Annotated in this window: 21 protein-coding genes and 1 pseudogene; 8 read left to right on the top strand and 14 right to left on the bottom strand. The window is 70.0% G+C overall.

The window, feature by feature from the left end; translation table 11 throughout:
* Positions 1-5 precede the first annotated feature (5 nt).
* Entirely contained in the window at positions 6-1,166 is a 1,161-nt protein-coding gene (locus TTY48_RS12530) for a sulfotransferase (RefSeq protein WP_220657807.1), read from the top strand.
* Here the strand turns inward: TTY48_RS12530 and TTY48_RS12525 are convergent.
* The 5 genes from TTY48_RS12525 to TTY48_RS12505 form a co-directional block, all read right to left on the bottom strand.
* Entirely contained in the window at positions 1,163-2,701 is a 1,539-nt protein-coding gene (locus TTY48_RS12525; RefSeq protein ID WP_220657806.1) for an ABC transporter substrate-binding protein, read from the bottom strand. The genes TTY48_RS12530 and TTY48_RS12525 overlap by 4 nt on opposite strands.
* Positions 2,698-4,263, bottom strand: a complete 1,566-nt coding sequence (locus TTY48_RS12520; RefSeq protein ID WP_220657805.1) for an ABC transporter ATP-binding protein — start codon at positions 4,261-4,263, stop codon at positions 2,698-2,700. The genes TTY48_RS12525 and TTY48_RS12520 overlap by 4 nt, the downstream gene beginning before the upstream one ends.
* Positions 4,260-5,051 (bottom strand): ABC transporter permease, encoded by a 792-nt coding sequence (locus tag TTY48_RS12515; protein ID WP_220657804.1) that lies wholly within the window; start codon positions 5,049-5,051, stop codon positions 4,260-4,262. The genes TTY48_RS12520 and TTY48_RS12515 overlap by 4 nt, the downstream gene beginning before the upstream one ends.
* Positions 5,048-6,025 (bottom strand): ABC transporter permease, encoded by a 978-nt coding sequence (locus tag TTY48_RS12510; protein ID WP_220657803.1) that lies wholly within the window; start codon positions 6,023-6,025, stop codon positions 5,048-5,050. The genes TTY48_RS12515 and TTY48_RS12510 overlap by 4 nt, the downstream gene beginning before the upstream one ends.
* Before the next feature lie 75 nt (positions 6,026-6,100).
* Positions 6,101-6,937, bottom strand: coding sequence for an SDR family NAD(P)-dependent oxidoreductase (locus TTY48_RS12505; protein ID WP_220657802.1), 837 nt, complete (start codon positions 6,935-6,937; stop codon positions 6,101-6,103).
* Between the two features lie 82 nt (positions 6,938-7,019).
* On the opposite strand from TTY48_RS12505, the gene TTY48_RS12500 reads away from it, so the two are divergent.
* Positions 7,020-8,243 (top strand): DUF418 domain-containing protein, encoded by a 1,224-nt coding sequence (locus tag TTY48_RS12500; protein WP_220657801.1) that lies wholly within the window; start codon positions 7,020-7,022, stop codon positions 8,241-8,243.
* Here the strand turns inward: TTY48_RS12500 and TTY48_RS12495 are convergent.
* Positions 8,240-10,120 carry an SDR family oxidoreductase gene (locus tag TTY48_RS12495; protein ID WP_220657800.1) on the bottom strand — a complete coding sequence of 627 codons (1,881 nt, stop codon included), beginning with the start codon at positions 10,118-10,120 and terminating at the stop codon, positions 8,240-8,242. The two genes, TTY48_RS12500 and TTY48_RS12495, sit on opposite strands and share 4 nt — an antisense overlap.
* 130 nt (positions 10,121-10,250) lie before the next feature.
* On the opposite strand from TTY48_RS12495, the gene dinB reads away from it, so the two are divergent.
* Both dinB and TTY48_RS12485 read left to right on the top strand, forming a co-directional pair.
* Positions 10,251-11,468, top strand: a complete 1,218-nt coding sequence (dinB, locus tag TTY48_RS12490; protein ID WP_220657799.1) for a DNA polymerase IV — start codon at positions 10,251-10,253, stop codon at positions 11,466-11,468.
* Positions 11,469-11,541: 73 nt separating this feature from the next.
* On the top strand, positions 11,542-13,746 hold the full coding sequence (locus TTY48_RS12485; RefSeq protein ID WP_220657798.1) for a molybdopterin-dependent oxidoreductase: 2,205 nt from the start codon (positions 11,542-11,544) through the stop codon (positions 13,744-13,746).
* Here the strand turns inward: TTY48_RS12485 and TTY48_RS12480 are convergent, their stop codons facing one another.
* From TTY48_RS12480 to purS, 4 genes are read right to left on the bottom strand one after another with little or no spacing between them, the layout of a single operon-like run.
* Complete coding sequence (locus tag TTY48_RS12480) at positions 13,747-15,228, bottom strand: amino acid permease (RefSeq protein WP_220657797.1); 1,482 nt, start codon at positions 15,226-15,228, stop codon at positions 13,747-13,749.
* 36 nt (positions 15,229-15,264) lie between these two features.
* Positions 15,265-16,533, bottom strand: a complete 1,269-nt coding sequence (locus TTY48_RS12475) for a M18 family aminopeptidase (RefSeq protein WP_220657796.1) — start codon at positions 16,531-16,533, stop codon at positions 15,265-15,267.
* Positions 16,533-17,219, bottom strand: a complete 687-nt coding sequence (gene purQ, locus TTY48_RS12470) for a phosphoribosylformylglycinamidine synthase subunit PurQ (protein ID WP_220657795.1) — start codon at positions 17,217-17,219, stop codon at positions 16,533-16,535. The genes TTY48_RS12475 and purQ overlap by 1 nt, the downstream gene beginning before the upstream one ends.
* Positions 17,216-17,455: a phosphoribosylformylglycinamidine synthase subunit PurS gene (purS, locus tag TTY48_RS12465; protein ID WP_220657794.1), complete on the bottom strand. Its 240-nt coding sequence runs from the start codon at positions 17,453-17,455 to the stop codon at positions 17,216-17,218. The genes purQ and purS overlap by 4 nt, the downstream gene beginning before the upstream one ends.
* 81 nt (positions 17,456-17,536) lie before the next feature.
* On the opposite strand from purS, the gene TTY48_RS12460 reads away from it, so the two are divergent.
* Complete coding sequence (locus TTY48_RS12460) at positions 17,537-18,184, top strand: MBL fold metallo-hydrolase (protein ID WP_220657793.1); 648 nt, start codon at positions 17,537-17,539, stop codon at positions 18,182-18,184.
* A 7-nt stretch (positions 18,185-18,191) separates the two neighbouring features.
* On the opposite strand, the gene TTY48_RS12455 is transcribed toward TTY48_RS12460, so the two are convergent.
* Together TTY48_RS12455 and TTY48_RS12450 are read right to left on the bottom strand one after the other, a co-directional pair.
* The gene (locus TTY48_RS12455) at positions 18,192-18,890 is read right to left on the bottom strand and encodes a DUF2334 domain-containing protein (protein ID WP_220657792.1); all 699 of its coding nucleotides are present in this window, start codon (positions 18,888-18,890) and stop codon (positions 18,192-18,194) included.
* Between the two features lie 68 nt (positions 18,891-18,958).
* Positions 18,959-19,450 (bottom strand): glutathione peroxidase, encoded by a 492-nt coding sequence (locus tag TTY48_RS12450; protein ID WP_220657791.1) that lies wholly within the window; start codon positions 19,448-19,450, stop codon positions 18,959-18,961.
* A gap of 102 nt (positions 19,451-19,552) precedes the next feature.
* Between TTY48_RS12450 and TTY48_RS12445 the strand changes: the two genes are divergently transcribed.
* Both TTY48_RS12445 and TTY48_RS12440 read left to right on the top strand, forming a co-directional pair.
* Complete coding sequence (locus TTY48_RS12445; RefSeq protein WP_220657790.1) at positions 19,553-20,026, top strand: MarR family winged helix-turn-helix transcriptional regulator; 474 nt, start codon at positions 19,553-19,555, stop codon at positions 20,024-20,026.
* Positions 20,023-21,624, top strand: coding sequence for a DHA2 family efflux MFS transporter permease subunit (locus tag TTY48_RS12440; RefSeq protein ID WP_220657789.1), 1,602 nt, complete (start codon positions 20,023-20,025; stop codon positions 21,622-21,624). Before TTY48_RS12445 ends, TTY48_RS12440 begins: the two co-directional genes overlap by 4 nt.
* Before the next feature lie 76 nt (positions 21,625-21,700).
* On the opposite strand, the gene TTY48_RS12435 is transcribed toward TTY48_RS12440, so the two are convergent.
* Positions 21,701-22,006 carry a hypothetical protein gene (locus TTY48_RS12435; protein WP_220657788.1) on the bottom strand — a complete coding sequence of 102 codons (306 nt, stop codon included), beginning with the start codon at positions 22,004-22,006 and terminating at the stop codon, positions 21,701-21,703.
* Between the two features lie 86 nt (positions 22,007-22,092).
* On the opposite strand from TTY48_RS12435, the pseudogene TTY48_RS12430 reads away from it, so the two are divergent.
* Positions 22,093-23,265: pseudogene (locus tag TTY48_RS12430) on the top strand (IS3 family transposase).
* Between the two features lie 31 nt (positions 23,266-23,296).
* Here the strand turns inward: TTY48_RS12430 and TTY48_RS12425 are convergent.
* Entirely contained in the window at positions 23,297-23,491 is a 195-nt protein-coding gene (locus TTY48_RS12425) for a hypothetical protein (RefSeq protein ID WP_220657787.1), read from the bottom strand.
* Between the last annotated feature and the right edge of the window lie 2 nt (positions 23,492-23,493).

The following is a 23,493-nucleotide window of genomic DNA, read 5'->3' as shown; positions in this document are numbered from 1 at the left end:
ATTCCATGACCACCAGTCACCGCGCCGGCAGCGGCGTCGGCACCGTCGACGATCTGCACGAATCCGCGGTCCGCCGCACCGGACTCAGTGATTTCGGCGACCCGTCCGACGGCTACCGCGAAGCATTGCAGGTGCTCCTCGACGCCTACCGCGACGAGGCGGAGCTCACCGAGACCGGCTCCAAGATCTCCCGCGTCTTCCTCCGCGGCGCCCTGTCGGCGCGGCTGATCAGCGAGGCGGCCTTCGCCGCGAACCCGCAGCACGCCGATGTCGCGATCGACCGGCCCGTCTTCGTCACCGGGCTCCCCCGGTCCGGGACCACCGCGCTGCACCGCCTCCTGGACGCCGATCCCGGTAACCAGGGCCTGCAGATGTGGCTCGCCGAGGTACCGCAGCCGCGCCCCGCGCGCGAGACCTGGGCCGAGAACCCCGTCTACACGCTGCTCGATGAGCAGTACGCGCAGCACCACACCGAGCACCCCGAATTCATGGGCCTGCACTACATGTCGGCGTCGGAGGTCGAGGAGTGCTGGCAGCTGCTGCGCCAGTCCGTGCACTCGGTCTCGTACGAGTGCCTGGCGCACGTGCCGTCGTACGCGCACTGGTTGGCCGAGCAGGACTGGGCACCGGCGTACCGGCGGCACAAGCGCAACCTGCAGCTGATCGGGAGCAACGATCCCGGCAAGCGGTGGGTGCTCAAGAATCCGAGTCACCTGTTCGCGTTGGACGCGCTGTTCGAGGTGTACCCGGACGCGCTGGTGGTGCAGACCCATCGCCCGCCGGAGACGATCATCGCGTCGGTCTGCTCGCTGGCGCAGCACGCCACCGAGGGGTGGTCGACCGCGTTCACCGGCGAGACCATCGGCGCCGATCAGTTGGACACCTGGGCCCGTGGCCTGGCCGCCTTCGACGAGTCCCGAGCCCGGCAGACCGCCGCGGGCCGAGGCGGTCAGTTCGTGGATGTGGACTACCGGGACCTGGTGGGCGATCCGCTCGGCACCGTGGGCGGGATCTACGACGCCTTCGGCCTCGAACTGACCGACGCGGCGCGGGAGTCCATGTCGGCGATGCACGAGGCCAGCCGGACGGGGGCACGGCGCCCGAACCACAGTTACTCACTGGCGGACTACGGACTCACCGAGGAGCAGGTGAAGGACCGCTTCTAGCGGATCGTGGTGCCGTGCAGGTCGATGTACTTGTAGAGGTTCCAGTCCAGGCCCTTCACCCGCGCGGGCGAGACGTAGGTCGCGGGTGAGACGGCCAGGTCGATCACGAACTGCTGGTCCAGCAGGTAGTCGGAGTACTCCCGCAGCACCTCGGGGCGGCCGGTACCGTCCTGCAGCCGCGCGACGAGGGCCGTGTACTCGGGCGTGGAGAACTTCGACAGGTTGCCGGAGGGCTTGAACGGCGCCGCGCCGCCCGCGAGCGTCGCGGGGTCCGACTGACCGAAGCCGTGCGGGCCCAGCCACAGTTGGGCCTTCCCGGTGTGCAGGAAGGGTGAGAACGCGGCCTGCTCGCGCGGATCGAGCTCGACGGTGATCCCGGCTTCCGCGAGATCGTTCTGGACGATCGCCGCGATCGACGGTGCCACCGCCAGCCCCGTCGGGTAGCTCAGCGTGAGGCGACGGGGGCCGTCCGCCTCGGCCAGGAGGGCGCGGGCACGGTCGAGGTCGCGGCGGTAGTGATTGGCCGCGGCGCGATCGTAGGCGGGTGAGCTGCGTGCCCACGGTGCCGCGCTCGGCTCGGCCACCCCTGCGAACACCTCCGCGGCGATCCGCTCCCGGTTCACCGCGGACGAGATCGCCTGCCGCACCCGCTTGTCCGCGAGTGCGGGGTCGCCGGCGTTGGCACCCACGTAGTAGGCGGCGTCGAAGACGTCGCCCGTGGTGATCCGGTAGAGCGACTGGTCACGGAACTGGCGCAGCGCCTGCGGTGAGGCGTCGAGCACCAGATCGGACTGGCCCGCGCGGATGGAGGTGAGCAGCGCGCCGGGGTCGCGGACCACACGCAGCGTCACACCGTCGAGCCGGGCGGGACCGCGCCAGTACTCGTCGTTGCGCTCGAACCGAGCGTTCGCCGCCACCTCGCGGCCGGCGAAGCGGAACGGTCCCGTGCCCACGAAGGCGGTGCCCGCGCGCAGTTCCGAGGCGGATTCCGAGTCCACGAGGAGCATGAATTCGAGCAGGTCGACGATGTTCGGCACCGGCCGCGAGAGCCGCAGGACCGCGGTGTGCGCATCGGGTGTCTCCACCGATGCCACCGCCTTCGCGGCGCCCTGCAGCTGCGATCCGGCCGCGTCCGAGGCGTACACCGAGACCGCGTAGGCCACGTCCTTGGCCGTGAGCGGCCGCCCGCTGTGGAAGCGCACATCGTCGCGCAGGTGCAGGGTGAGGCTGCGGCCGTCCGGGCCGAACTCCCATCCGCGGGCCACTGCCGGACGTGGGGTGCGGGTCGTGCGGTCGTAGCGGATCAGGGTGTCCCACACCAGTAGCCCGATGGCCATGGTGGTGACCGACTGGCTGTAGATCGATTTGGGGTCGAGATCGGCGAGCGAGCCGAGCACCAGGGTGCCGCCGTCCGAGCCGGGCGCGGCGTTCGCTGCGCGGGCCTGTTCGACCGCGGACGTGCAGCCGCTCAGGGCGCCGGCCCCGAGCGCGCCGAGGCCCGCGAGCAGCACCGTCCTGCGGCTGATCCCGTTCATGCCCGCTCCTCCCGTCGTGCCCGCTGGGCCACCGGATCCGGCAGCGGTACCGCTTCGACGAGTTCCCGCGCGTAGTCCGACCGCGGCGACGCGAGCAGGGCCCGGGCGGGTCCCTGCTCCACCACCGCGCCGCGGCGCAGCACCACCGCGCGGTCGGCCACCTCGCCCACCACCGCGAGGTCGTGGGTGATGAACACCGCCGCGAATCCGAACTCGGCGTGCAGGTCCCGGAACAGATCGAGGACGGCGGCCTGCACCGAGACGTCGAGGGCACTGGTCGGTTCGTCCGCCACCAGCAGTTCGGGTGCAGCCGCGAGGGCGCGGGCGAAGGCCACCCGCTGCCGCTGTCCGCCGGACAGCTCGCGCGGGCGCCGCCGCAGCACCTCGGCGGGCAACCGCACCGCGTCGATCAGCTCGGCCGCGCGGGTGCGCAGCACGCCCCGGTCGCGCTCGCCGCCGATCCGCAGCGGCTCGGCGACGATCCGTTCCACGGTCCACCGGGGGTCGAGCGCGGCGTACGGGTCCTGGTGGATCAGGGCGACCCGCTCCGTCGCGACCTCGACGGTGCCGCCGGACGCTCGTTCGAGGCCGAGCAGCACGCGGCCGAGAGTAGTTTTGCCCGAGCCTGATTCGCCGACCAGACCCACCACCTCTCCGGCTCCGACGGTGAGGTCGACGCCGTCGAGGGCGGGCGCACCGTCGTATGCGACCCGCAATCCGCGCACCCGCACCACCGGTGCGGCGGGGGCCTCGATCGGGTCGACCGGCTCGCCCGCGCCCGAGGGCAGCCGAGGGACGGCGGCCAGCAGCTCGCGGGTGTAGGCCTCCCGGGGCGCCGCGAACAACTCGTCCACGGGAGCGGATTCGATGGTCTCCCCGGCCCGGACCACGGTGACCCGGTCGGCCAGATCGGCCACCACGCCGAGGTTGTGCGAGATCAGCAGCACCGCCAGGCCGCGCCGGTCACGCAGTTCGCGGAGGAGGTCGAGGATCTGTGCCTGCACGGTGACGTCGAGGGCGGTGGTGGGCTCGTCGGCGATCAGCAGTTCCGGCTCCGCCGCCAAGGCGAGCGCGATCACCACCCGCTGCTTCTGCCCGCCGGAGAGCTGGTGCGGGTACTGCTCCGCCCTGGTCTGCGGGTCCGGAATCCCCACATCCGTCAGGAGTTCGACGGTGCGCCGCTTCGCCTCGTCGCTGCTCACCTTCCGGTGCGCCCGCAGTACTTCGTGGATCTGCCGCCAGATCCGCTGGGACGGATTGAGGGCGGTCTGCGGTTCCTGGAAGACGAGTGCGGCGCCGGGGCCGCGCAGTGCACGCAGTTCCCGCTCCGACCGGCCGATCACCTGGTGCCCGGTCAGTTCGATGCTGCCGGTGGCGCGCACACCGTCGGGCAGCAGGCCGAGGATCGCGCGACCGGTGAGCGACTTACCGGAGCCGGATTCGCCGACCAGGGCCACGATCTCGCCCGCCTCCACGGTGAGGTCGAGACGGTCGACCAGCGGCCGTCCCTGCGGTCCCGTGAGCGTGAGGGCCGCGATGCGCAGCGTCGTGGGGGAGGTCATCGGCGCCACCCCGCGAAGCCCCGGGCCACCAGTAGCAGCGCCAGGGAGAGTGCGACGACGGCGATGAGCGGTCCCCATGCGTATCCGGCGTTGGCGTCCCAGTTGTGCACGGCTCCCGCGAGAACCGAGCCGAGCGAGGGCTCCGGCGGGCGCACGCCGACGCCCACGAAGCTCAGTCCCGCCTCTACGAAGACGCCCAGCGACAGCGCGAGCGCGGTTTGCACGGCGAGCGGTTCGAGCGCATTGGGGAGCACGTGCCGGGTGAGCACCCAGCCGCGCGACGCCCCGGCCACGCGGGCGGCCTCGGCGTACGGGGTCTCCCGCAGCCGCAGCACCTCGGCGCGGGTGAGGCGCAGGAAGACCGGGATCTCGGCGACGGCGATCGCGATCACCACCGTGACGGTTCCCGGCCCGCGCAAGGCGGTGATGAGGATGGCCAGGATCAGCGCCGGGAAGGCGAGCACCACGTCGGACAGGCGCGCCAGTACGGTGTCGAGCGCTCGGCTGGTGGTGCTCAGCAGGCCGAGCGCGATGCCGGCCGCCGCGGCGATCGGCACGGCGGTGAAGATCACGATCAGGCTGGTGCGGACGCCGTACAGCACGCGGCTGAGCACGTCGCGGTTGAGTTCATCGGTGCCCAGCGGATGGCCGCCGCCGGGCGGCAACAGATTCGCACCGGGGATCTGCCGGAGCGGGTCGAAGGGCGCGAGCAGCGGCGCCGCCACCCCGGCCAGCACCACGGCGGCCAAGAGGACCGCTCCCACCAGGAGCGTGCGCGGCGGCCTCATCCGGCCCTCCGCGTGGGATCGAGGAGGCGGTAGGTCACGTCGGTGAGCAGAGCTATCGCGATGAAAACCGTGACGGCGAGCAGCAGCACCGCCTGCACCACCGGGTAGTCGCGGGCCGCGATCCCCTGCCCGAGCAGTTGCCCCAGGCCGGGCCAGGCGAAGATCGCCTCGACCAGGACCGCGGAGCCGAGCAGTTGCCCGGCCTGGATGCCGAACACGGTGACCACCGACGGGAGGGCGTTGCGCGCCGCACCGCGCACCAGGATGCGTGCGGCGGGCACACCGGCGGCGCGCGCCGTGAGGACGTAGGGCTTGGCCCACTCGGTGCGCAGCGCCTCGGAGAAGAACCGGGTCAGCGTGGAGGCCACGGGGATTCCCAGGCAGAGCGCGGGCAGGAGGAGGTACTGCACCGTGATCCCGGGATCTGCGAAGTAGCCGGCCGGCGGCGTGCCTCCCGCGGGGAGCACCGGCCACACCACGGCGAACAGTTCCACCAGCAGCACGCCGGTCACGAAGGGCGGCACCGCGATTCCCAGTACCTCGAAGCCCGCGACCGCCGAGTGCACCCACCGGGCGGACGAGGCGACGGTGGCGAAGGAGAGCACCGTGGCGATGAGCACGGCGATGATCAGCGCAGCGAACCCGAGTGCCGCGGTGTTCCGCAGACCGTCGCCGAGCAGCGCATCGATGCGCCCGCCGATCACGTAGGAGGTGCCCAGGTCGCCGGTCGCGGCGCCCCCGAGCCAGTGCAGGTACTGCGTCACCAGCGGTTGGTCGAGTCCGAGCTCGGCGCGCAATGCGGCGAGCGTCGCGGGAGAAGCGTCCGCCCCGGCCAGGGCGACGGCGGGATCGCCGGGCACCGCGTGCAGCACGGCGAAGATCACCATGGACGCCAGCAGCAGGGTGAGGGCCGCGATGGCGACCCGGCGCGCGAGCCACGCGGTGCGCGCACGCCTGTCCCCCACCTCTGCCATGCGCTCAGTCAATACGCCGCGGGCCCGCTCCGCTACGTTTACGAGCCGAATGAATGGAACCCGAATGGATGGAACTCAGTCCGCATCGCCGAGCGCATCCCTTTCGTAGCCGGACCGGACGGCGCGATCGGCGGTCCGCACCTGATCGGGGATCAGGTACCCGTCCAGCAGGTCCTTGACCGGTTGCGGTGCGAGAGTCTGCAATCGGTGCAACAGCCCGACGGTGCGCGGCACGTGCACCTCGAACCGCGGGCGGGCCACGGTCGCACCGATCGCCGCCGCGATCGCCTCCGGGGTGAGGAGGGCGGCGGCGCCGGTGGTGGTTCCGGCCGCGAGGGCCGTGTCGACCACCGCGGGCATCACCACGCTGAGTTCGACTCCGGTGCCGCGCAATTCCCGGCGCGCGGCCTTGAGGAAGCCGTAGACACCGTGTTTGGTGCCGCTGTAGGTGGCCTCGCCGGCGGGGCTCAGCTTGGACGCGGCCGATGCCACCGTCACGATCAGGCCGCGTCCGCGCGGCACCATCCGGCGGGCGGCCAGCCGCGTCCCCGTGATCGGGCCGATCAGGTTCACGGCGACCTGGCGCTGCACCGATCCTGCGGATTCGTCCAGGAACGGTCCCACCCACATGACCCCGGCGTTGTTGACGAGCACGTCGAGCGGACCGTCGGCCTCCGCGGCGTCGAGGAAGGCGGCGAACGAGGCCTCGTCGGCCACGTCGAGCGGCGCCGTTCCCGCCGTACCGCCCGCGGCGCGGATCTCGCCCGCGACGGCGTCGGCGGCCGCGGGGTCCAGGTCACCGAGCCACACGGCGGCCCCGCGCGCGGCCAGCAGCCGCGCGGTGGCGGCCCCGATCCCCGCGCCCGCTCCGGTGATGGCGATCCGCTTACCTGCGATCGAGCGTTCCGGCATCCGCGTTCCCTTCGTCCCCATCGATCCTAGGACGCCGGACCGTTCTTGACCGTGCCGCAGGGGCAGCCCCTAAGTTGGCGGCATGACCACCCCGCCCCCGGTCGCGTCGGCACCCACCGCGATGACCGGCCGCAGCATCGCGCCCGATCTGGCCCGCGGGCTGATGCTGCTGCTCATCGCCATCGCCAATGCGCCCGCGTACCTGTGGGGCGTGCCGCGCGGCGCTTTCGGGTTGCACCCCGCCGACGGCTCGGTGGCCGACCGGGTGGCGCAGACCGTCGCACTCATCGGGATCGACGGCCGGGTGTACCCGATGTTCGCGTTCCTCTTCGGCTACGGCATCGTGCAGCTCTACCGGAGGCAAGCCGAGGCGGGCGTCGCGCAGGCCGATGCCCGGCGACTCCTGCGGCGGCGGCACTGGTGGATGGTGGCGTTCGGCTTCGTGCACGCGCTGCTGCTCTGGTTCGGGGACATCCTGGCGGCCTACGGCCTGTGCGGCCTGGTGCTGGTGGCGCTCTTCCTCGATCGATCGGACCGGACGATCCGCGCGTGGTGCGGCGCGCTGGTGGGTCTGCTCGTGCTGCTCGCGGTGGTGCCGGCATTGACCGCCGCGGCGGTGGGGACCGGTGGCACCGTCGCCGTGAGCGACACCTGGCCGCTCAACGCCAACGCCGAACCCGGGATCCTCGCCGCCGCCTGGGCGCGCATCGCCGCGTGGGCCCTCTACGGCCTGCCCACCGCCCTGTTCGGGGTGATCATCCCGGTCTCGATCCTGCTGGGCATCCTCGCCGCGCGCGCCCGCCTCCTCGACGAACCGGGACGCCACCTGCGCACGCTGCGGCGGATCGCGGTCGTCGGTCTCACGGTCGGATGGGGCAGTGGGCTGGTGGTGGCGCTGCAGAGCCTCGGCGCGCTCGGGATCGACCAGGGCTACGACTGGGCCTTCGTGGCCCCGCATTCGCTCGGCGGCTTGATCGGCGGCATCGGCTACGTGGCGCTGTTCGGCCTGCTGGCCGCGCGGATCGAGGCGGCCGGCTCCCGCCGGGACGCCGGTGCGGCCTGGGCGATCCAGGCCGTGGGCAAGCGCTCCCTGAGCTGCTACCTGTTCCAGTCGGTGATCTTCGCGCCACTGCTGTGCGCCTGGGGTTTCGGGCTCGGCGCACGGCTGAGCGGATGGTCGGTGGCCGTCCTCGCGGTGGCGGTGTGGGCGGCGTCGCTGGCGATCGCCGTCCGGCTGGAACGCGCCGGTGAGCGCGGTCCCGCCGAACGACTGCTGCGACGCCTTTCCTACCCCCGCCGGCCCTAGCCGACCGAAACACCCTTCGCCGCCGCGGAATCGGCGGTGGTCAGGTACTCCTGATGCAGGACGCGGCGGGTGAACCGCGGCGTGAAGGCGTGACCGAGTGCACCGAGGGCACCCAGCGGGGTGAAGACCTGCGTGGGCCGGCGGCGCATGGCGCTCATGATGATCCGCGAGGCCTTCTCGGTGCTGATCACACTGGCATCGTCGTAGGCCTCGGTGGGGGCGATCATCTCGGTGCGCACCAGCGGCATGTGGACGTTGGTGAAGGTGACGTGCTCGGACAGTGTCTCGGTGGCCGCCACGTCGGTGAAGGCGTCGAGCGCCGCCTTGCTGGCGACGTACGCGGAGAACCGCGGACCGCGGGCCAGCACACCGATGCTGGAGACGTTCACGACGTGCCCGAAGCCCCGTTCGCGCATGCTGGGCAGCAGGGCGAGGATCATGCGCACGGCCCCGAAGTAGTTGACCTCCATGGTGCGTTCGAAGTCGTGCATCCGGCCGGTGGAGGCGCGCACCGACCGCCGGATCGACCGCCCGGCGTTGTTGATCAGGTAGTCGACGTGGTCGTGCTCGGCGAGGATCTGCGCCACCGTCGCATCGACGGCGTCACCGTCGGTGACATCGCAGACGTAGGTGAAGGCCTCTCCGCCGGCGGCGCGGATCTGCTCGGCGGTGGCTTCGAGCTCGGCGGCGTTGCGGGCCAGCAGGATCGTCCGGGCACCGCGGGCGGCGAGGTCGATCGCCGTCTGCCGCCCGATTCCCGCGGAGGCGCCGGTGATCACCACATGCCGTCCGGCGAGACCATCCCGGCGGCGCAGCCGCGCGGGATCGAGGTTGTGCCGCCAGTAGGAGAACAGCTTCGGTCCGTAGTCCCGCAGCGAGGGAACATCGATTCCGGTTCCCGCCAGCGCCTTCCGGGTCTCCTCCGAGGTGTAGGTCGCGGTGAAACCGAGGTTCTCGAAGGCCTTCGGCGGAATGCCGAGCTGCTTGAGCGCGGTGTCCCGCGCGAGCCGCGTCCGGCCCCGGCCACTGGCCCGGATCGCCCGGTCCACGAGGCGGTGCGGCACCCGACCCACGGCGGGCGGCGCGCCCACCGGCCGGGCCACCGCGCGGTAGATGTCGAGCACGCTCTGCGGCTCCGGGTTCACGAGGTGATAGACCTCGCCGGTCCCGTCGGGCCGCAGCATCAGCTCGACCAGGGCCTCGGCGACGTAGTCGACCGGAACCACGTTGGTATCGCCCGTGTCCGGGAGCACCACCGGCAGCGCCGAGGGGACCCGGGTCATCGCCGCGAAGGTGCTGAAGAAGTAGTAGGGCCCGTCCACCTTGTCCATCTCGCCGGTCTCGGAATCGCCGACCACGATGGCGGGTCGGTACACGCGCCAGCGCAGGCCCTCGGCCTCGCGGACGAGCTTCTCGGACTCGAACTTGGTGCGGTGGTACGGCGAGGGGAAGCCCTGGCCCAGGTCGAAATCGTGCTCGCCGAACGGGCCGCGATGATCCCCGGCCACCGCGACGGAGGACACGTGGTGCAGTTCGGCCCCGAGGTCCAGGGCCAGATCGATCACCGACTGGGTGCCCGCCACGTTCACCCGCTCGTTCGCCGCGGCGTCGGCCGCCATGTCGTAGACGGCGCCCAGGTGCAGGATCGCGTCCGCGGCGGGCGGCGCACCGTCGAGGCCGAGACCGGGCGCGGCGAGATCGCCGAGCAAGGGGATCACGCGGTCCTCGCCGTACTGTTCGCGCCAGCCGTCGAGCTTGTGTGCGGAGGCGGGGCGCACGAGCAGGTGGACGACGGCGTCGGGGTCGCGCTCCAGTAGTAGCGGGACGATGCGGCGGCCCAGGAATCCGGTGGCCCCGGTGACCAGGTAGGTGTTCACATTCAGCTCCTCAAACGGGCGAACGGGTATCTGACTTGCGGGTAATCTTACTACAGAGTCAGTTCGATGATCCAGGTCGCTGAGCAGCACCGACACCGATCGTGTCACACCCCCGCGGCATCATCGCGGCATGCACATCGAACGGCAGGACCGCACGGAGGCCACGATCCTCCACGCCGACCTGGACTCGTTCTACGCCTCGGTCGAGCAGCGGGATCATCCGTGGCTGCGGCGCCGCCCCGTGCTCGTCGGTTCGGGCGTGGTGCTCGCCGCCAGCTACGAGGCCAAGGCCCGCGGCGTCCGCTCCCCCATGCCGCATCGCGAGGCACTGGCTCTGTGCCCCACCGCCACCACCATGCCACCCCGGTTCGAGGCCTACATGGAGGCCAGTCGGCGGGTCTTCGAGATCTTCCGCGACATCTCGCCGCTCGTCGAAGGCATCTCGGTCGACGAGGCCTTCCTCGACGTCGGCGGCCTGCACCGGATCGACGGGACACCCGCCCGGATCGCGGAGCGCCTCCGCGAGCGGGTCCGCCGCGAGGTCGGCCTGCCGATCACGGTGGGCGTCGCGCGCAGCAAGTTCCTCGCCAAGGTGGCCAGCGCCGTCGGCAAGCCCGACGGTCTGCTGGTGGTGGCCCCCGGCACCGAACTGCAATTCCTGCATCCGCTTCCGGTGCGGCGGCTGTGGGGCGTCGGGCCGAAGACCGAGGCCCGGCTGCACGAGGCGGGCATCGCCACCGTCGGGCAGATGGCGGAGCTCGGCGAACACGGCCTGTCCACGCTGCTCGGTCGCGGCACCGGCCGGCACCTGTACGCCCTCTCCCTCGCCCACGATCCGCGCCGTATCGATACCGGGCGGCGGCGCAAGTCGATCGGCGCACAGCGCGCACTCGGCCGCCGGATGAAGTCGGAGGCCGAGATCGAGGCCACCGCGCTCGCGATCGTCGACCGGCTGGGCGAGCGGCTGCGCGCCGCCGGGCGGGTCACGCGCACCGTCGAGCTCCGGCTGCGGTTCGACGACTTCACCTCGATCACCCGGTCGCGCTCCCTGCGCGAGCCCACCGACAGTACGGAGATCGTCCTGGCCACCGCCCGGGGGCTGCTGGACGAGGCGATGCCCCTGATCCGCGACCGCGGCTGCACGCTGATCGGGCTCTCGCTGGCGAACCTGGAGAACCACGGCGCCGTCCAGCTCACCCTCCCGTTCGACGGCGGCGAGCACGACGCCGATCTCGACATCGCCATGGACGAGCTGCGCACGAGATTCGGCCGGGCGGCGGTCACCCGGGGCTCGCTGCTGCACCGCCCGCTGGGTCCGGACGCCCCGATGCTCGCGGAGCAGGACTGAGAATGATTGCTAACATATTCGCCTCGCGAGAGCCCCGCTGCGTTTACCGTGGAGGGCAGACCGAGGAGTAGCCATGCCCACTACCACCCGTCCCACCCACTGCACTCTGTGCGAAGCGCACTGCGGAATCCTGGTCACCGTGGACGACCTTCAGCAGGTCACCAGGATCGCCGGCGACCCCGACGACGTGCTGTCGAAGGGCTACATCTGCCCCAAGGCGACGGCGATGGGCGGCCTGCACCACGACCCCGATCGCGTCCGCACTCCGATGCGGCGGGTGGGCGAGACCTTCGAACCGGTCGGCTGGGACGAGGCCTTCGACGAGATCGGCACGCGGCTGCGCGCGATCCGTAAGGAGCACGGCTTCCGCGCGCTCGCGATGTACCTCGGCAATCCGGCCGCCCACAGCACCGCCGTCGCGCACGGACTGATGCTGCGGATCGCACTGCTCACCCCCAACTTCTTCACCGCCTCGTCGATCGACCAGTACCCGCACGAGTTCGCGGCCTGGCGCATGTTCGGCTCCAACGCACTGGTCCCCATCGTCGACATCGACCGCACCGACCGGCTGGTGATCATCGGCGCGAACCCCGCCGTCTCGAACGGCTCCATCTCGACGATGCCGGGCGCCAAGAAGCGGATCAAGGCGGTCCGCGACCGCGGCGGCACGGTCGTGGTGATCGATCCGCGGCGCACCGAGACCGCCAAACTCGCCGACCAGTACGTGGCGGTGGCACCGGGCGGCGATGCGTACCTACTCCTGGGCGTGCTGCACGTCCTGCTCTCCGAGAACCTCTGCGACGAGGCAGTTCTCGCGCGCAGCGTCACCGGCGCCGCCGAACTGCGCGAGCTGGTCGCGCACGCCACCCCGGAGTCGATGGCCCCGCTGGCCGGTGTGGACGCCGCCACCATCACCGCCCTGGCCCGCGATCACGCCGCCGCATCGTCGGCGGCGATGTACTGCCGTATCGGCATCTGCCAGCAGGAGACCGGAACCCTGGTCACGTGGCTGATCACCGCGATCAACGTGCTCACCGGCAACCTGGACAGTCCCGGCGGGATGATGTTCACCACGCCGCCGATCGACGTGCCCCGCCTGGCCAGGTTCATCCCCGTCGGCTACGGACTGTGGACCGACCGATCGGGACGGCACAAGGCCTTCCGCAGCGAGCTTCCCGTCGCGGCACTCCCGGACGAGATCACCACGCCCGGCCGCGGCCGGATCCGGTCGATGATCACCTTCGCCGGGAATCCCGTCTCGTCGATCCCACATCGCGGCACCCTCGACGAGGGCCTCGCCGGGCTCGACCTCATGGTGTCGGTGGACATCTACATCACCGAGACCACGCGCCACGCGGATTTCATCCTCCCGCCGATCTCCCACCTGGAGCGGGGTGGACTGAACGTCCTGTTCCCGGTTTTCAGTGTGCGCAACAACATCCGGTACACGCACCCCGTCTTCGATCCGCCCGCCGACGGCCTCGACGACTGGCAGATCATCAACCGGCTCCTGATCGAGATCCTCCCGCTTCCCGCGCGGCGGCTGCTGGCACGGCCGCTGCGCAGGCTCACCGACCACTTCCCGCCGGACCGGCTGGTGGCCGCGGCCGTCGCCGCGGGACCGTACGGCGTGCTGCGCCGGGGACTGCGCCGCGGCCTCACCGTGGCCCGCATCCGGGACACGGCGGGCGGCGTCGACCTCGGCCCGCTGCAGCCGCGACTGAAGCAGGTCATCGCCACCCGCGGCCGGAGGATCCGGCTGGCGCCGGAGAGCTTCGTGGCCGAGGCGCGAGCCTTCCTGGAGTCGGGACTGCGCGGCGGCGGGAAGCGCGGGAGCGACGGCTACGAGCTCAAGCTCATCGGCCGGCGGCACCTCAAGAGCAACAACTCGTGGCTGCACAACGTGCCCACGATGGTCACCGGATCGAACCGGTGCACCGCGCTGATGCACCCCACGGACGCCGAACGGTGCGGCGTGAGCGGCGCAGACACCGTGCGGATCTCATCACCGTCGGGCGCGATCGAGGTCGCGCTGGAGATCTCCGACGAGATCCGGCCCGGCACGGTGGCGGTCCCGCACGGCTGGGGACACGAGGGCACCGGCTGGAGCGTGGCCGCCGCGCTCGCCGGGCAGAACGTCAACGCGCTGCACGATCCGGCGCGGGTCGACCGGTTGTCGGGGAACGCAGCGGTCAACAGCACCTGGGTGCGCGTCGAACCGGCCACCGGCACGGAGCCGGACCGGACCGTCGCGGCCGGCGCGGCACCGTCGGCCTGATCAGCCCTGCGCGGCCCGCCACTGCGCGGCGGCCTTCTTCTCCTCCTCGACGCGGGCCGCGAAGGCCTCGCGCGCGGCCTGGTGCTCCGGGTTGCGGCGCAGCACCAGGTAGGCGATGCCGACCACCAGGAACCACAGCGGAGTCACGAGCATGGCCTGCAGGGTGTCGGTCTCGCGGGTGAAGGCCCACAGCAGGAACAGGAAGAAGGCGAAGATCACCCACGGCATCACGGTGCCGAGCGGCATCTTGAAGGTGCTCTCGGCGTGCGCCTGCGGGCGACGCGACCGGTACACCAGGTAGCTGGCCAGGATGATCGTCCACACGAACATGAAGCACAGCGACGAGACGGTGGTGACCACGGTGAACCCGGCCGACTTATCGAGGCCGAAGCCGAGCAGCACCACCGAGGACAGCAGCATCACACCGGTGAGGAAGAGCGCGTTCTGCGGCACCTTGCGGCTGGACAGCTTGGCGAACATCCGCGGCGCATCGCCCTCGGTGGCGAGGCCGTAGACCATGCGCGAGGTGGAGTAGATGCCCGAGTTCGCCGACGACATGGCCGAGGTGAGCACGACCGCGTTCACCAGGTGCGCGGCGGCGCCGAGCCCGGCGAGGGTGAACAGCATGACGAAGGGCGACTCGTCCTTGCTGAACCGGTCCCACGGCACCACGGACATCAGCACCACGAGCGAGCCCACGTAGAACAGCAGGATGCGGATCGGGATCGAGTTGATCGCGCGGGGCAGGTTCTTCTCGGGATCCTTGGTCTCGGCGGCGGTGGTACCCACCAGCTCGATGCCCACGAAGGCGAAGACGGCGATCTGGAAGCCCGCGACGAAACCCATGAAGCCCATGGGGAACATGCCGCCGTTCTCCCACAGGTTCGTGAGTGAGGCCTTCGCGCCGTCGTGCTCGAAGCCGGTGATGATCAGCACGGCGCCCACGATGATGAGGGCGACGATCGCGATGATCTTGATCATCGCGAACCAGAACTCGGTCTCGCCGAAGGCGCGCACCGTCGGCAGGTTCAGGCCGATGAGGAGCACGATCACCACGACCGCAGGAATCCACGGCGGAATGTCCTTGGCCCAGAAGGTGATGTAGACGGACGCGATCACCACCACGTCGGCCACCGCGGTCACCACCCAGCAGAACCAGTAGGTCCAGCCGGTGAAATGCGCCGCCCACGGGCCGAGGATGTCGCCGGCGAAATCGGAGAAGTTGCGGTACCCGGTGCGGCTGAGCAGCAGCTCACCCATGGCGCGCATCACGAAGTAGAGCATGAAGCCGATCACCATGTAGACGATGATCACCGACGGTCCGGCCACCGAGATCGTCTTACCGGAGCCCATGAACAGGCCGGTGCCGATGGCGCCGCCGATCGCGATGAGCTGGATGTGGCGGTTGCTCAGGGCTCGGGTCAGGTGCTCACCGTCGTCCGGGTTCGACGGTGTCGCAGGCGTCTGCGGCGAAGAAGTCATGCCTCAGAACACTAATCGACGCGCCCGAGACCTACGTCACTCGGGCGCGAGGAAGGCCGCGAGGGCCGCGGTGTAGAGCGGGACGTCGGCGGCGCCCATGAGTTCGCGGGCACTGTGCATCGCGAGCTGCGGTGCGCCCACGTCCACGGTGGTGAGGCCGGTGCGCGTAGCGGTGATCGGGCCGATGGTCGAGCCGCAGGGCAGATCGGCGCGATGCACGTAGCGCTGCAACGGGACGCCCGCCTGCTGCGCGGCCTGCGCGAACACGGCCTCTCCCACGGAATCCGAGGCGTAGCGCAGGTTCTGGTTCACCTTGAGCACCGGGCCGCCGCCGATCTCGATGCGGTGGCCGGGCTCGTGCCGCTCGGGGTAGTTCGGGTGCGTCGCGTGCGCCATATCGCCGGAGGCGCACACCGAGACGCTCATCATCCGCAGGAAGTCCTCGCGGTCCAGGCCGAGCGCCAAGGCCAGGCGTTCGAGCACCGTCGGGAGGAACTCGGAGCCGGCGCCGCGGTCGGAGCTCGAGCCCACCTCCTCGTGGTCGAACAGCGCCAGCACGGGCACGGCCTGATCGCCGCCCGCCGCCGCGATGAGGGCGGAGGTGCCGGCGTAGCAGGTGCATTGGTTGTCCAGGCGCGGCGCGGAGACCAGCGACCGGCCGGCACCCACCAGCGCCGAGGGCGCCAGATCGTGCGTCATCAGCTCGAAGCCGAGCAGACCGCCGCGCGGTACCTCGAAGGTGTCCTCGAGGTACTCCAGGAATCCGGTGCCCGCCGCCGGGCCCCAGATCGCGTTCACGTGCCGCTGCGGATCGAGCTCGACGCCCTTGCGGTTCTCCGAGAGGTGGATCGCCAGCTGCGGCACCCGCAGCAGGGGCTGGTCGATGCGGACCAGCAGCTCACCGTCGGAGGTGGCGATGCGACCCGAGAGCCCCAGGTCGCGGTCGAGCCAGGAGTTCAGCCACGCGCCGCCGTAGGGTTCGAGCCGCACCTGCGCCAGTCCCTCGGAGACGAGGTCGGGGTGCTGCTTGAGCCGCAGGTTCGGGCTGTCGGTGTGACCGCCGACGATGCGCAGCGGCAGCAGCCGCTCGCCGCCGGCAGCGCTCGCGTCGAAGGCGATGATCGACCCGCCGCGGATCACGTAGTGTCGGCCCAGATCGGACCACGGATCGTGCTCGTAGAGGCGGGTGAAACCGGCCTCCTCCAGCATCAGCGAGACCGTCTCCACCACGTGGAAGGGCGACGGTGACGCATCGACGAAGGCGCAGAGTCCCGCCGCATCGGCCGATACCGTGGTGGCAGTCATCAGACCGAGAGCACCGCGTCCAGGGCGGAGTAGAAGATGCCGAGACCGTCGTCCGACGGGCCGGTGAGCGCCTCGGTGGCGTGCTCGGGGTGCGGCATCAGGCCGACGACGCGACCGTTGGCCGAGGTGATGCCGGCGATGGCCCGCATCGAACCGTTGGGGTTGCCGCCCGCGTAGCGGAAGGCCACCCGGCCCTCGCCCTCCAGCTCGTCGAGCACGGCCTCGTCGGCCACGTACCGGCCCTCGCCCGACTTGAGCGGGATCAGGATCTCGGCACCCGGCTCGTAGCGGGAGGTCCACGCGGTGTCGGCGTTGTCGACGCGCAGCCACTCGTCGCGGCAGATGAAGTGCAGGCCCTCGTTGCGCACCAGGGCGCCCGGGAGCAGGCCGGCCTCGCACAGGATCTGGAAACCGTTGCAGATGCCCAGCACGGGCATGCCCTTGCCCGCGGCCTCGATGACCTCGGTCATCACGGGTGCGAGCGAGGCGATGGCCCCGGCCCGCAGGTAGTCGCCGTAGGAGAAGCCGCCGGGCACGACGACGGCGTCGACGCCCTTGAGATCGTGGTCCTTGTGCCAGAGCGAGACGGCCTCGCCGCCCGCGCGCTCGACCGCACGCGCCGCGTCGACATCGTCGAGCGTGCCGGGGAAGGTGATGACTCCGACCCGGCCCCCTGCGGCGCTCATGCCTGGACCCGGGTGACGGTGAAGTCCTCGATCACGGTGTTGGCCAGCACGTCGGACGCGATCTGCTGGAGCTGCTCGTCGCTGAGGTCACCGTCGACCTCGAGCTCGAACCGCTTGCCCTGCCGCACATCCGCGACACCGGGGAAGCCCAGGCGCCCCAGCGCCCCCACGATGGCCTGGCCCTGCGGGTCCAGGATCTCGGCCTTGGGCATCACGTCCACCACAATCCGCGCCACGTGCGGCTCCTCACGAAGTATCGAACGCGCTCGGGTGTCGATCGCGCTTTCCCGGTCAGTTTACCGGCGCATACTGGGGCCATGCGACTCACCCACTTCCGCCATTCCTGCGTCCTCGTGGAGATGTCCGACACTCGGGTGCTCTTCGATCCCGGCAACTTCTCGCACGGCTTCGAGGGCATCACCGGACTGGACGCGATCGTGGTCACCCACCAGCACCCGGACCACATCGATCCGGCCCGCATCGACGCCCTGGTCGACGCCAATCCCGAGGCACAGTTGTTCGCCGACCCCACCACCGCGGCGCAGCGCGGCGGCCGGTGGATCGCCGCCGTCGCGGGGCACGACTACGGCATCGGCAATCTCATCGCCCGCGCCGTGGGCGGCAAGCACGCGATCATCCACCCGGACGTCCCGCAGATCGACAACACCTCGTTCCTGCTGGGCGACGAGACCCGGCCGGGCCGGTTCTACCACCCGGGCGATGCGCTGTACGTCCCGGAGGACGTGCACGTCGAGGTGCTCGGGCTGCCGGTGAGCGCGCCCTGGTCCAAGATCAGCGAGACGGTCGACTTCTTCCGTGCGGTGGCACCCACCGTGGCGGTGCCGATCCACGACGCCCTGCAATCGGCGGAGGGCGACGCCATCTACGGCGGCCGGCTCACGGACATGCGGCCCGACGGTGCCGAGGTGGTGCGGGTGGCCACGGAGGCCACCGCGGAGTTCTAGCGCCGGATCAGGCCGCGGCCAGTACCGCGCGGCGCGCCTCGTAGACGGTCGGTACCGCCCCGTGGTGCAGCGCGAGGTCGACGACGTCGAGCACGGTGCGCGAGACGGTCGAGGATTCGAGCCGCCGGGCGTCGACGCTCAGGCGCAGTACGCCGCCCCGGCGGGCGATGCGGTTCGCCTGCGCGAGCAGCGCGCGGCACCACCAGGGCTCGCTGAGGAATCCGTCTCCGATCCCCAGCACGCGGGCCTTCTCCTCGGCGCCGGTGGTGAGGTCGGTGATCGCGGTGTAGCCCAGGTTCACGCGGAATCCGGCGTCGGGCAGGGCGAGCAGCGCACCGGTCGAGGCGTTCCAGCGCGGCGCCGCGAAGACCCGGGTGCGCAGACCCACTCGCTCCAGCACCCGGTCCGCCGCCGCGAGCCGCAGCTTGGCCTCGTGCGTCCCCAGCGTCGAGAACTCGGCCCGGCGACGCTTCGTGGCGGCCTGGTCGTAGCCGTTGAGCACGATGGCATCGCCGGCTTCCCGGCGCGCACGCAGGAAGGCCTGGGTCGACGGATCGTCGACCAACCGGTACTTGCCCTTCAACCGGGGCGCGACCAGCAGCGAGACCGGCACGCCGCGGTCGTCCATCCGCTCGGCGAACCGCTCCGCCTCCGCCCGGGTGACGTCGGAGAGGGCGGAGACGGAGACGTACAGCGGCGAGCTCATGGCCGTAGTGTGGGCCGCTCAGATTTCTGTTCGGAGGCCGAAAGGTTGCGCGTCGCTGAACGGCAGCCTCAGTTCGGGAGGACGGCCTCGATCGCACCGACCACCTCGTCGGATTCGGGCTCCGTGCGCGGCCGGAAGCGCTGAACCGTGGCGTGATCCGGCGCGATGAGGAACTTCTCGAAGTTCCAGGTGATGTCGCCGGCCTCCCCGTCGGCATCGGGCGTCGTGGTGAGTTCGGCGTAGAGCGGGCTGCGGTCGTCGCCGTTGACGTCGGTCTTCTCCAGCAGCGGGAACGTGACGCCGTAGGTGGTGGAGCAGAAGGTGGCGATCTCCTCGGCGGTGCCGGGCTCCTGTCCGGCGAACTGGTTGCACGGCACGCCGAGCACGGTGAGGCCGCGGTCGGCGTAGCGGGTCGCGAGCGCCTCCAGCCCGGCGTACTGCGGGGTCAGGCCGCACTTGCTGGCCACGTTCACCACGAGCACGGCGCGGCCGGCGTAGTCGGCGAGCGAGGTGGGAGAACCGTCGAGCGAGGTCAGGGCGATGGAATCCAGGGCGGTCATGAGCGCCAGCGTACGCCGAATGTAACGCAAGACACATCTATCTCATTTGCGCAATGGTTGCGCCAGAGTTACCGTTTTGGGGTGCAAGCAACTTCCGGGAACGTGACTCCCGAAGCCCTCACCGAGGTCTTCGGCGAATTCATGGGCCGCCTCATGTGCAATGTCACGCAGGAGAGCCTGGGCACGATGCTGTCGTCGGACATCACCGCGCACCAGTTCCACATCCTGCTTCAGCTCACCGCAGCCGAGGAACCGCAGCCGATCAATCGGATCGCCGATGATCTGGGACTGTCCGTCGCCGCCACCGGACGGAACGTGGAGAAGCTTGTTCAGCTCGAGATGGTGGATCGGCGTGAGGACGCCTCGGACCGCCGGATCAAGAACCTGACCATCACCGACCTCGGCCGAAAAACAGTTGCGGCCGCGGTCAGCGACAAGCACCGTGAGGTGCTGGGTTTCGCGGAGCGCCTCCCCGAGGATCTGCGCGGACGACTGCACGACGTGATGGTCGAGATCCTCGACCAGGGACTGATCCCCCCGAACCCCTTCTTCACCGCAATGAAAGAGAACGCATGAGTACCGAGAACACGCTCGACAAGAGCGAGATCCCGCACGCGGGTGAGGGCCTCGACAAACGCGTCCTGATGGTGGCCGGTGTGGTCGTCCTCGGATCGATCATGGCCATCCTGGACATGACGATCGTGGCGGTCGCGCAGAACACCTTCCAGGCGCAGTGGACCGCATCGCCGGCCACCGTCGCCTGGACGATGACGGGTTACACCCTCGCCCTGGCCGCGATCATCCCCGTGACCGGTTGGGCCGCAGACCGATTCGGCACGAAGCGGCTCTACATGACGGCCACCGCGCTGTTCGTGGCCGGCTCCGCGCTGTGTGCCACCGCGGGCTCGATCGAAATGCTGATCCTGTACCGGGTGCTGCAGGGCCTCGGCGGCGGCATGCTGATGCCGCTGGGCATGATGATCCTGACCCGCGCCGCGGGCCCGGAGCGCATCGGCCGCGTCATGGCCGTGCTCGGTATCCCGATGCTGCTGGGCCCCATCGGCGGCCCGATCCTCGGCGGCTGGCTGATCGAGTCCTTCTCGTGGCACTGGATCTTCCTGATCAACGTGCCGATCGGCGCGATCGCCATCGTCTACGCCTGGTTCGTGCTCGATAAGGACGAGCCCGTCAAGGGGCAGAAGTTCGACCTCGTCGGCTTCATCCTGCTCTCCCCCGGCCTCGCCCTGTTCCTGTTCGGCGTCTCGTCGATCCCGGAGGCGCAGCAGGACACCTCGATGTACACCGGACGGGTCATCCCCGCCACGGCCGTCGGCCTGGTGCTGATCATCGCCTTCGTGTTCTGGGCACTGCGCGCCAAGCTGCCGCTGCTGGACCTGCGGCTGTTCAAGAACCGCAACATGACGGTGGCCATGATCACCTTCGCGATGTTCGCGATGGCCTTCTTCGGCAGCTCGATCCTGTACGCGCAGTACTTCATCGGCATCCGCGGCGAGTCCACCCTGATGGCGGGCCTGCTGCTCGCCCCGCAGGGCATCGGCGCCATGGTCACCATGCCGATCGCCGGTGTGCTCACCGACAAGATGGGCCCGGGCAAGTTCGTCATGACCGGCCTCGCGCTGATCACGGGCGGCATGATCGCCTTCACCCAGCTCACCCCCGAGACGCCGTACTGGTTGCTCCTGGGCTCGCTGTTCGTGCAGGGCCTCGGTATGGGTATGACGATGATGCCCACGATGTCGGCCGCGATCCGCACGCTGGCACCGGAATCCATCTCCCGCGGTTCCACGCTGACCAACATCGTGCAGCAGATCGCCGCGTCGATGGGTACCGCGATCTTCTCGGTGCTGTTCACCAACTGGCTCACCAACGCCGGTCCGGTGGACCCCGCGTCGGGCAAGCACACGGGTGCGCTCGCGTACGGCTTCAACGCCAGCCCCGAGATGCGGGAGAAGGGCCTGGCTCTGTTCCAGGGCGAGACCGGCTTCTCGAAGTTCCTGAGCGAGAACCTGCCCTTCGCGGCGACCGCGTTCGGTAACACCTACATGGTGGCCGCCATCCTGGTGGCGCTGTGCATCATCCCGGCGTTCTTCCTGCCCCGTAGCCACGAGGCGGACACCGAGGCCGCCGAGCGGCAGATGGTCATGCCGCACTGACCATCGCCTCACACGCAGAAGTGCCCGGTCCCCGTTGGGGGGCCGGGCACTTTCTTGTTCGCCTTCTTGTTCGCCGCTACTTGAGCAGGCTCTGCATGTCGAACTTGGACTCGACCGGGGCGATGTACCGCTTCAGGGCGTCGACGTTGCCCGCATCGCCCATCGCGCAGGTGTAGGCCACGGTCTCGCGGGGCGCGGCCTTCCCGATCTCGTACTTCACCTTGTAGGTCGATGCTCCCGGGCACGGGGCGCCGGTGGCGGACGGCGGCAATGAACCGGCGTTCTGGACCAGGGCGCGGATCGTCGGGTAGTCCAGCCGCTTGCTGTCGGTGGCGGTGGGCTTCTCCGTGCGGTCGACGGTGCCGTAGCTCCCGGCCAGCACCGTGGCGTTCGAATGGGTCTGCTGAAGGTCTAGTTGTCACCTGATCTGTAGCGGTCTGCGGACTGTTGCTGGAAGGATGATCGACCATGCCGAAGGCGTATCCAGAGGAGTTCCGTGCTGATGTGGTCCGCGTGGCCAGGTCGGGGCAGGTCTCGCTCAAACAGGTAGCGGAGGATTTCGGGATCGCGGAGTCGTGTTTGCGGCGGTGGCTGCGGCAAGACGATGTCGATGACGGTGTTCGTCCCGGTGTGAGCCGGGACGAGGCGAAGGAGCTGCGGGAAGCGCGGCGGCGGATCCGGCTGTTGGAGCAGGAGAATGAAGTCCTTCGGCGGGCGGCGGCGTGATTTGTCGCAGGCGAATCTGAAGCTCGGTTCGTCCCCAAAATGATGTTCCCGCTGGTCCGCGAGCTGGCCGCTGACGGGATTGCCGTCGCGGTGACCTGCCGGGTTCTGAAGTTCTCCCGCCAAGCCTTCTATGCCTGGAGCGCTGTTCCAGTCTGTGACCGTGATGTCGATGATGCGGTGGTGACTAATGCTGCGGTCGATGTCCATCGTGATGATCCGGAGTTCGGGTATCGGTTCATCGCCGACGAACTCGTCGCTGCCGGTCACAGTGTGTCGGAGCGGCGAGTGTGGCGGCTGTGCTCACAAGCTGGTCTGTTCTCCGCGCACAGCCGCCGGCGCGGCAGCGGCAAACGTCCCGGACCGCCGGTCCATGACGACCTGGTAGAACGCGAGTTCTCCGCTGAGGCCCCGAACCGTTTGTGGCTCACTGATATCACAGAGCACCACACCCGCGAGGGCAAGTTGTATCTGTGCGCGGTCAAAGACGTCTATGCGAATCGGATCGTCGGATACTCGATCGACGAACGGATGAAGACCCGCATCGCGGTCAACGCCATCAACAGCGCCGTGACCCGGCGCGGTGGCCCTGCCGCGGTTGCCGGATGCGTAGTGCACTCGGATCGAGGTAGCCAGTTCCGATCACGCCGGTTCACCGAGCAGCTCAACAGGTTTCAGCTCAGCGGTTCGATGGGCAGGGTCGGCTCCGCCGGGGACAACGCAGCGATGGAATCGTTCTTCTCGCTGCTGCAGAAGAACGTCCTCGACCGCCAGCAGTGGACCACCCGCCAGGAACTGCGGACGGCAATCGTCGTCTGGATCGAACGGACCTACCACCGCCGCCGGCGACAACGCACACTCGGCAAGCTCACACCCATCGAATTTGAGATGATCTACACAGCCGCCAACGCGGCCTAACAATCACTGAGCTGAAGTGACAACGAAACCTTCAGCAGACCCAATCGTGCACCACGATGGTGTACTCGCGGTGGTAGTTCGGCGCCGTCGACGGGCCGATGTAGGTGTAGGTCACCTTCGGGCCGACGGGGTTGGGCAGCGGCGTCGGCGAGGGTGCGGCGGACGCCGGGGCGGCGACCGCGAGCACGGCGGCACCCGCCAGGACTGTTGCGAATGCAGACTTCATGC

It is taken from the genome of Tsukamurella sp. TY48 (assembly GCF_019656655.1).
GTDB lineage: Bacteria > Actinomycetota > Actinomycetes > Mycobacteriales > Mycobacteriaceae > Tsukamurella > Tsukamurella strandjordii.
Note: the sequence above shows the minus strand (reverse complement) of the source record. Positions and strands in the feature narration are given on the sequence as shown.

What these genes read in the sequence shown, in the direction of transcription:
- TTY48_RS12530 (WP_220657807.1), top strand. Translation starts at nt 6, where the DNA reads ATGACCACCAGTCACCGCGCCGGCAGCGGCGTCGGCACCGTCGACGAT.
- TTY48_RS12525 (WP_220657806.1), bottom strand. Translation starts at nt 2,701, where the DNA reads ATGAACGGGATCAGCCGCAGGACGGTGCTGCTCGCGGGCCTCGGCGCG.
- TTY48_RS12520 (WP_220657805.1), bottom strand. Translation starts at nt 4,263, where the DNA reads ATGACCTCCCCCACGACGCTGCGCATCGCGGCCCTCACGCTCACGGGA.
- TTY48_RS12515 (WP_220657804.1), bottom strand. Translation starts at nt 5,051, where the DNA reads ATGAGGCCGCCGCGCACGCTCCTGGTGGGAGCGGTCCTCTTGGCCGCC.
- TTY48_RS12510 (WP_220657803.1), bottom strand. Translation starts at nt 6,025, where the DNA reads ATGGCAGAGGTGGGGGACAGGCGTGCGCGCACCGCGTGGCTCGCGCGC.
- TTY48_RS12505 (WP_220657802.1), bottom strand. Translation starts at nt 6,937, where the DNA reads ATGCCGGAACGCTCGATCGCAGGTAAGCGGATCGCCATCACCGGAGCG.
- TTY48_RS12500 (WP_220657801.1), top strand. Translation starts at nt 7,020, where the DNA reads ATGACCACCCCGCCCCCGGTCGCGTCGGCACCCACCGCGATGACCGGC.
- dinB (WP_220657799.1), top strand. Translation starts at nt 10,251, where the DNA reads ATGCACATCGAACGGCAGGACCGCACGGAGGCCACGATCCTCCACGCC.
- TTY48_RS12485 (WP_220657798.1), top strand. Translation starts at nt 11,542, where the DNA reads ATGCCCACTACCACCCGTCCCACCCACTGCACTCTGTGCGAAGCGCAC.
- TTY48_RS12480 (WP_220657797.1), bottom strand. Translation starts at nt 15,228, where the DNA reads ATGACTTCTTCGCCGCAGACGCCTGCGACACCGTCGAACCCGGACGAC.
- TTY48_RS12475 (WP_220657796.1), bottom strand. Translation starts at nt 16,533, where the DNA reads ATGACTGCCACCACGGTATCGGCCGATGCGGCGGGACTCTGCGCCTTC.
- purQ (WP_220657795.1), bottom strand. Translation starts at nt 17,219, where the DNA reads ATGAGCGCCGCAGGGGGCCGGGTCGGAGTCATCACCTTCCCCGGCACG.
- TTY48_RS12460 (WP_220657793.1), top strand. Translation starts at nt 17,537, where the DNA reads ATGCGACTCACCCACTTCCGCCATTCCTGCGTCCTCGTGGAGATGTCC.
- TTY48_RS12455 (WP_220657792.1), bottom strand. Translation starts at nt 18,890, where the DNA reads ATGAGCTCGCCGCTGTACGTCTCCGTCTCCGCCCTCTCCGACGTCACC.
- TTY48_RS12450 (WP_220657791.1), bottom strand. Translation starts at nt 19,450, where the DNA reads ATGACCGCCCTGGATTCCATCGCCCTGACCTCGCTCGACGGTTCTCCC.
- TTY48_RS12440 (WP_220657789.1), top strand. Translation starts at nt 20,023, where the DNA reads ATGAGTACCGAGAACACGCTCGACAAGAGCGAGATCCCGCACGCGGGT.
- TTY48_RS12425 (WP_220657787.1), bottom strand. Translation starts at nt 23,491, where the DNA reads ATGAAGTCTGCATTCGCAACAGTCCTGGCGGGTGCCGCCGTGCTCGCG.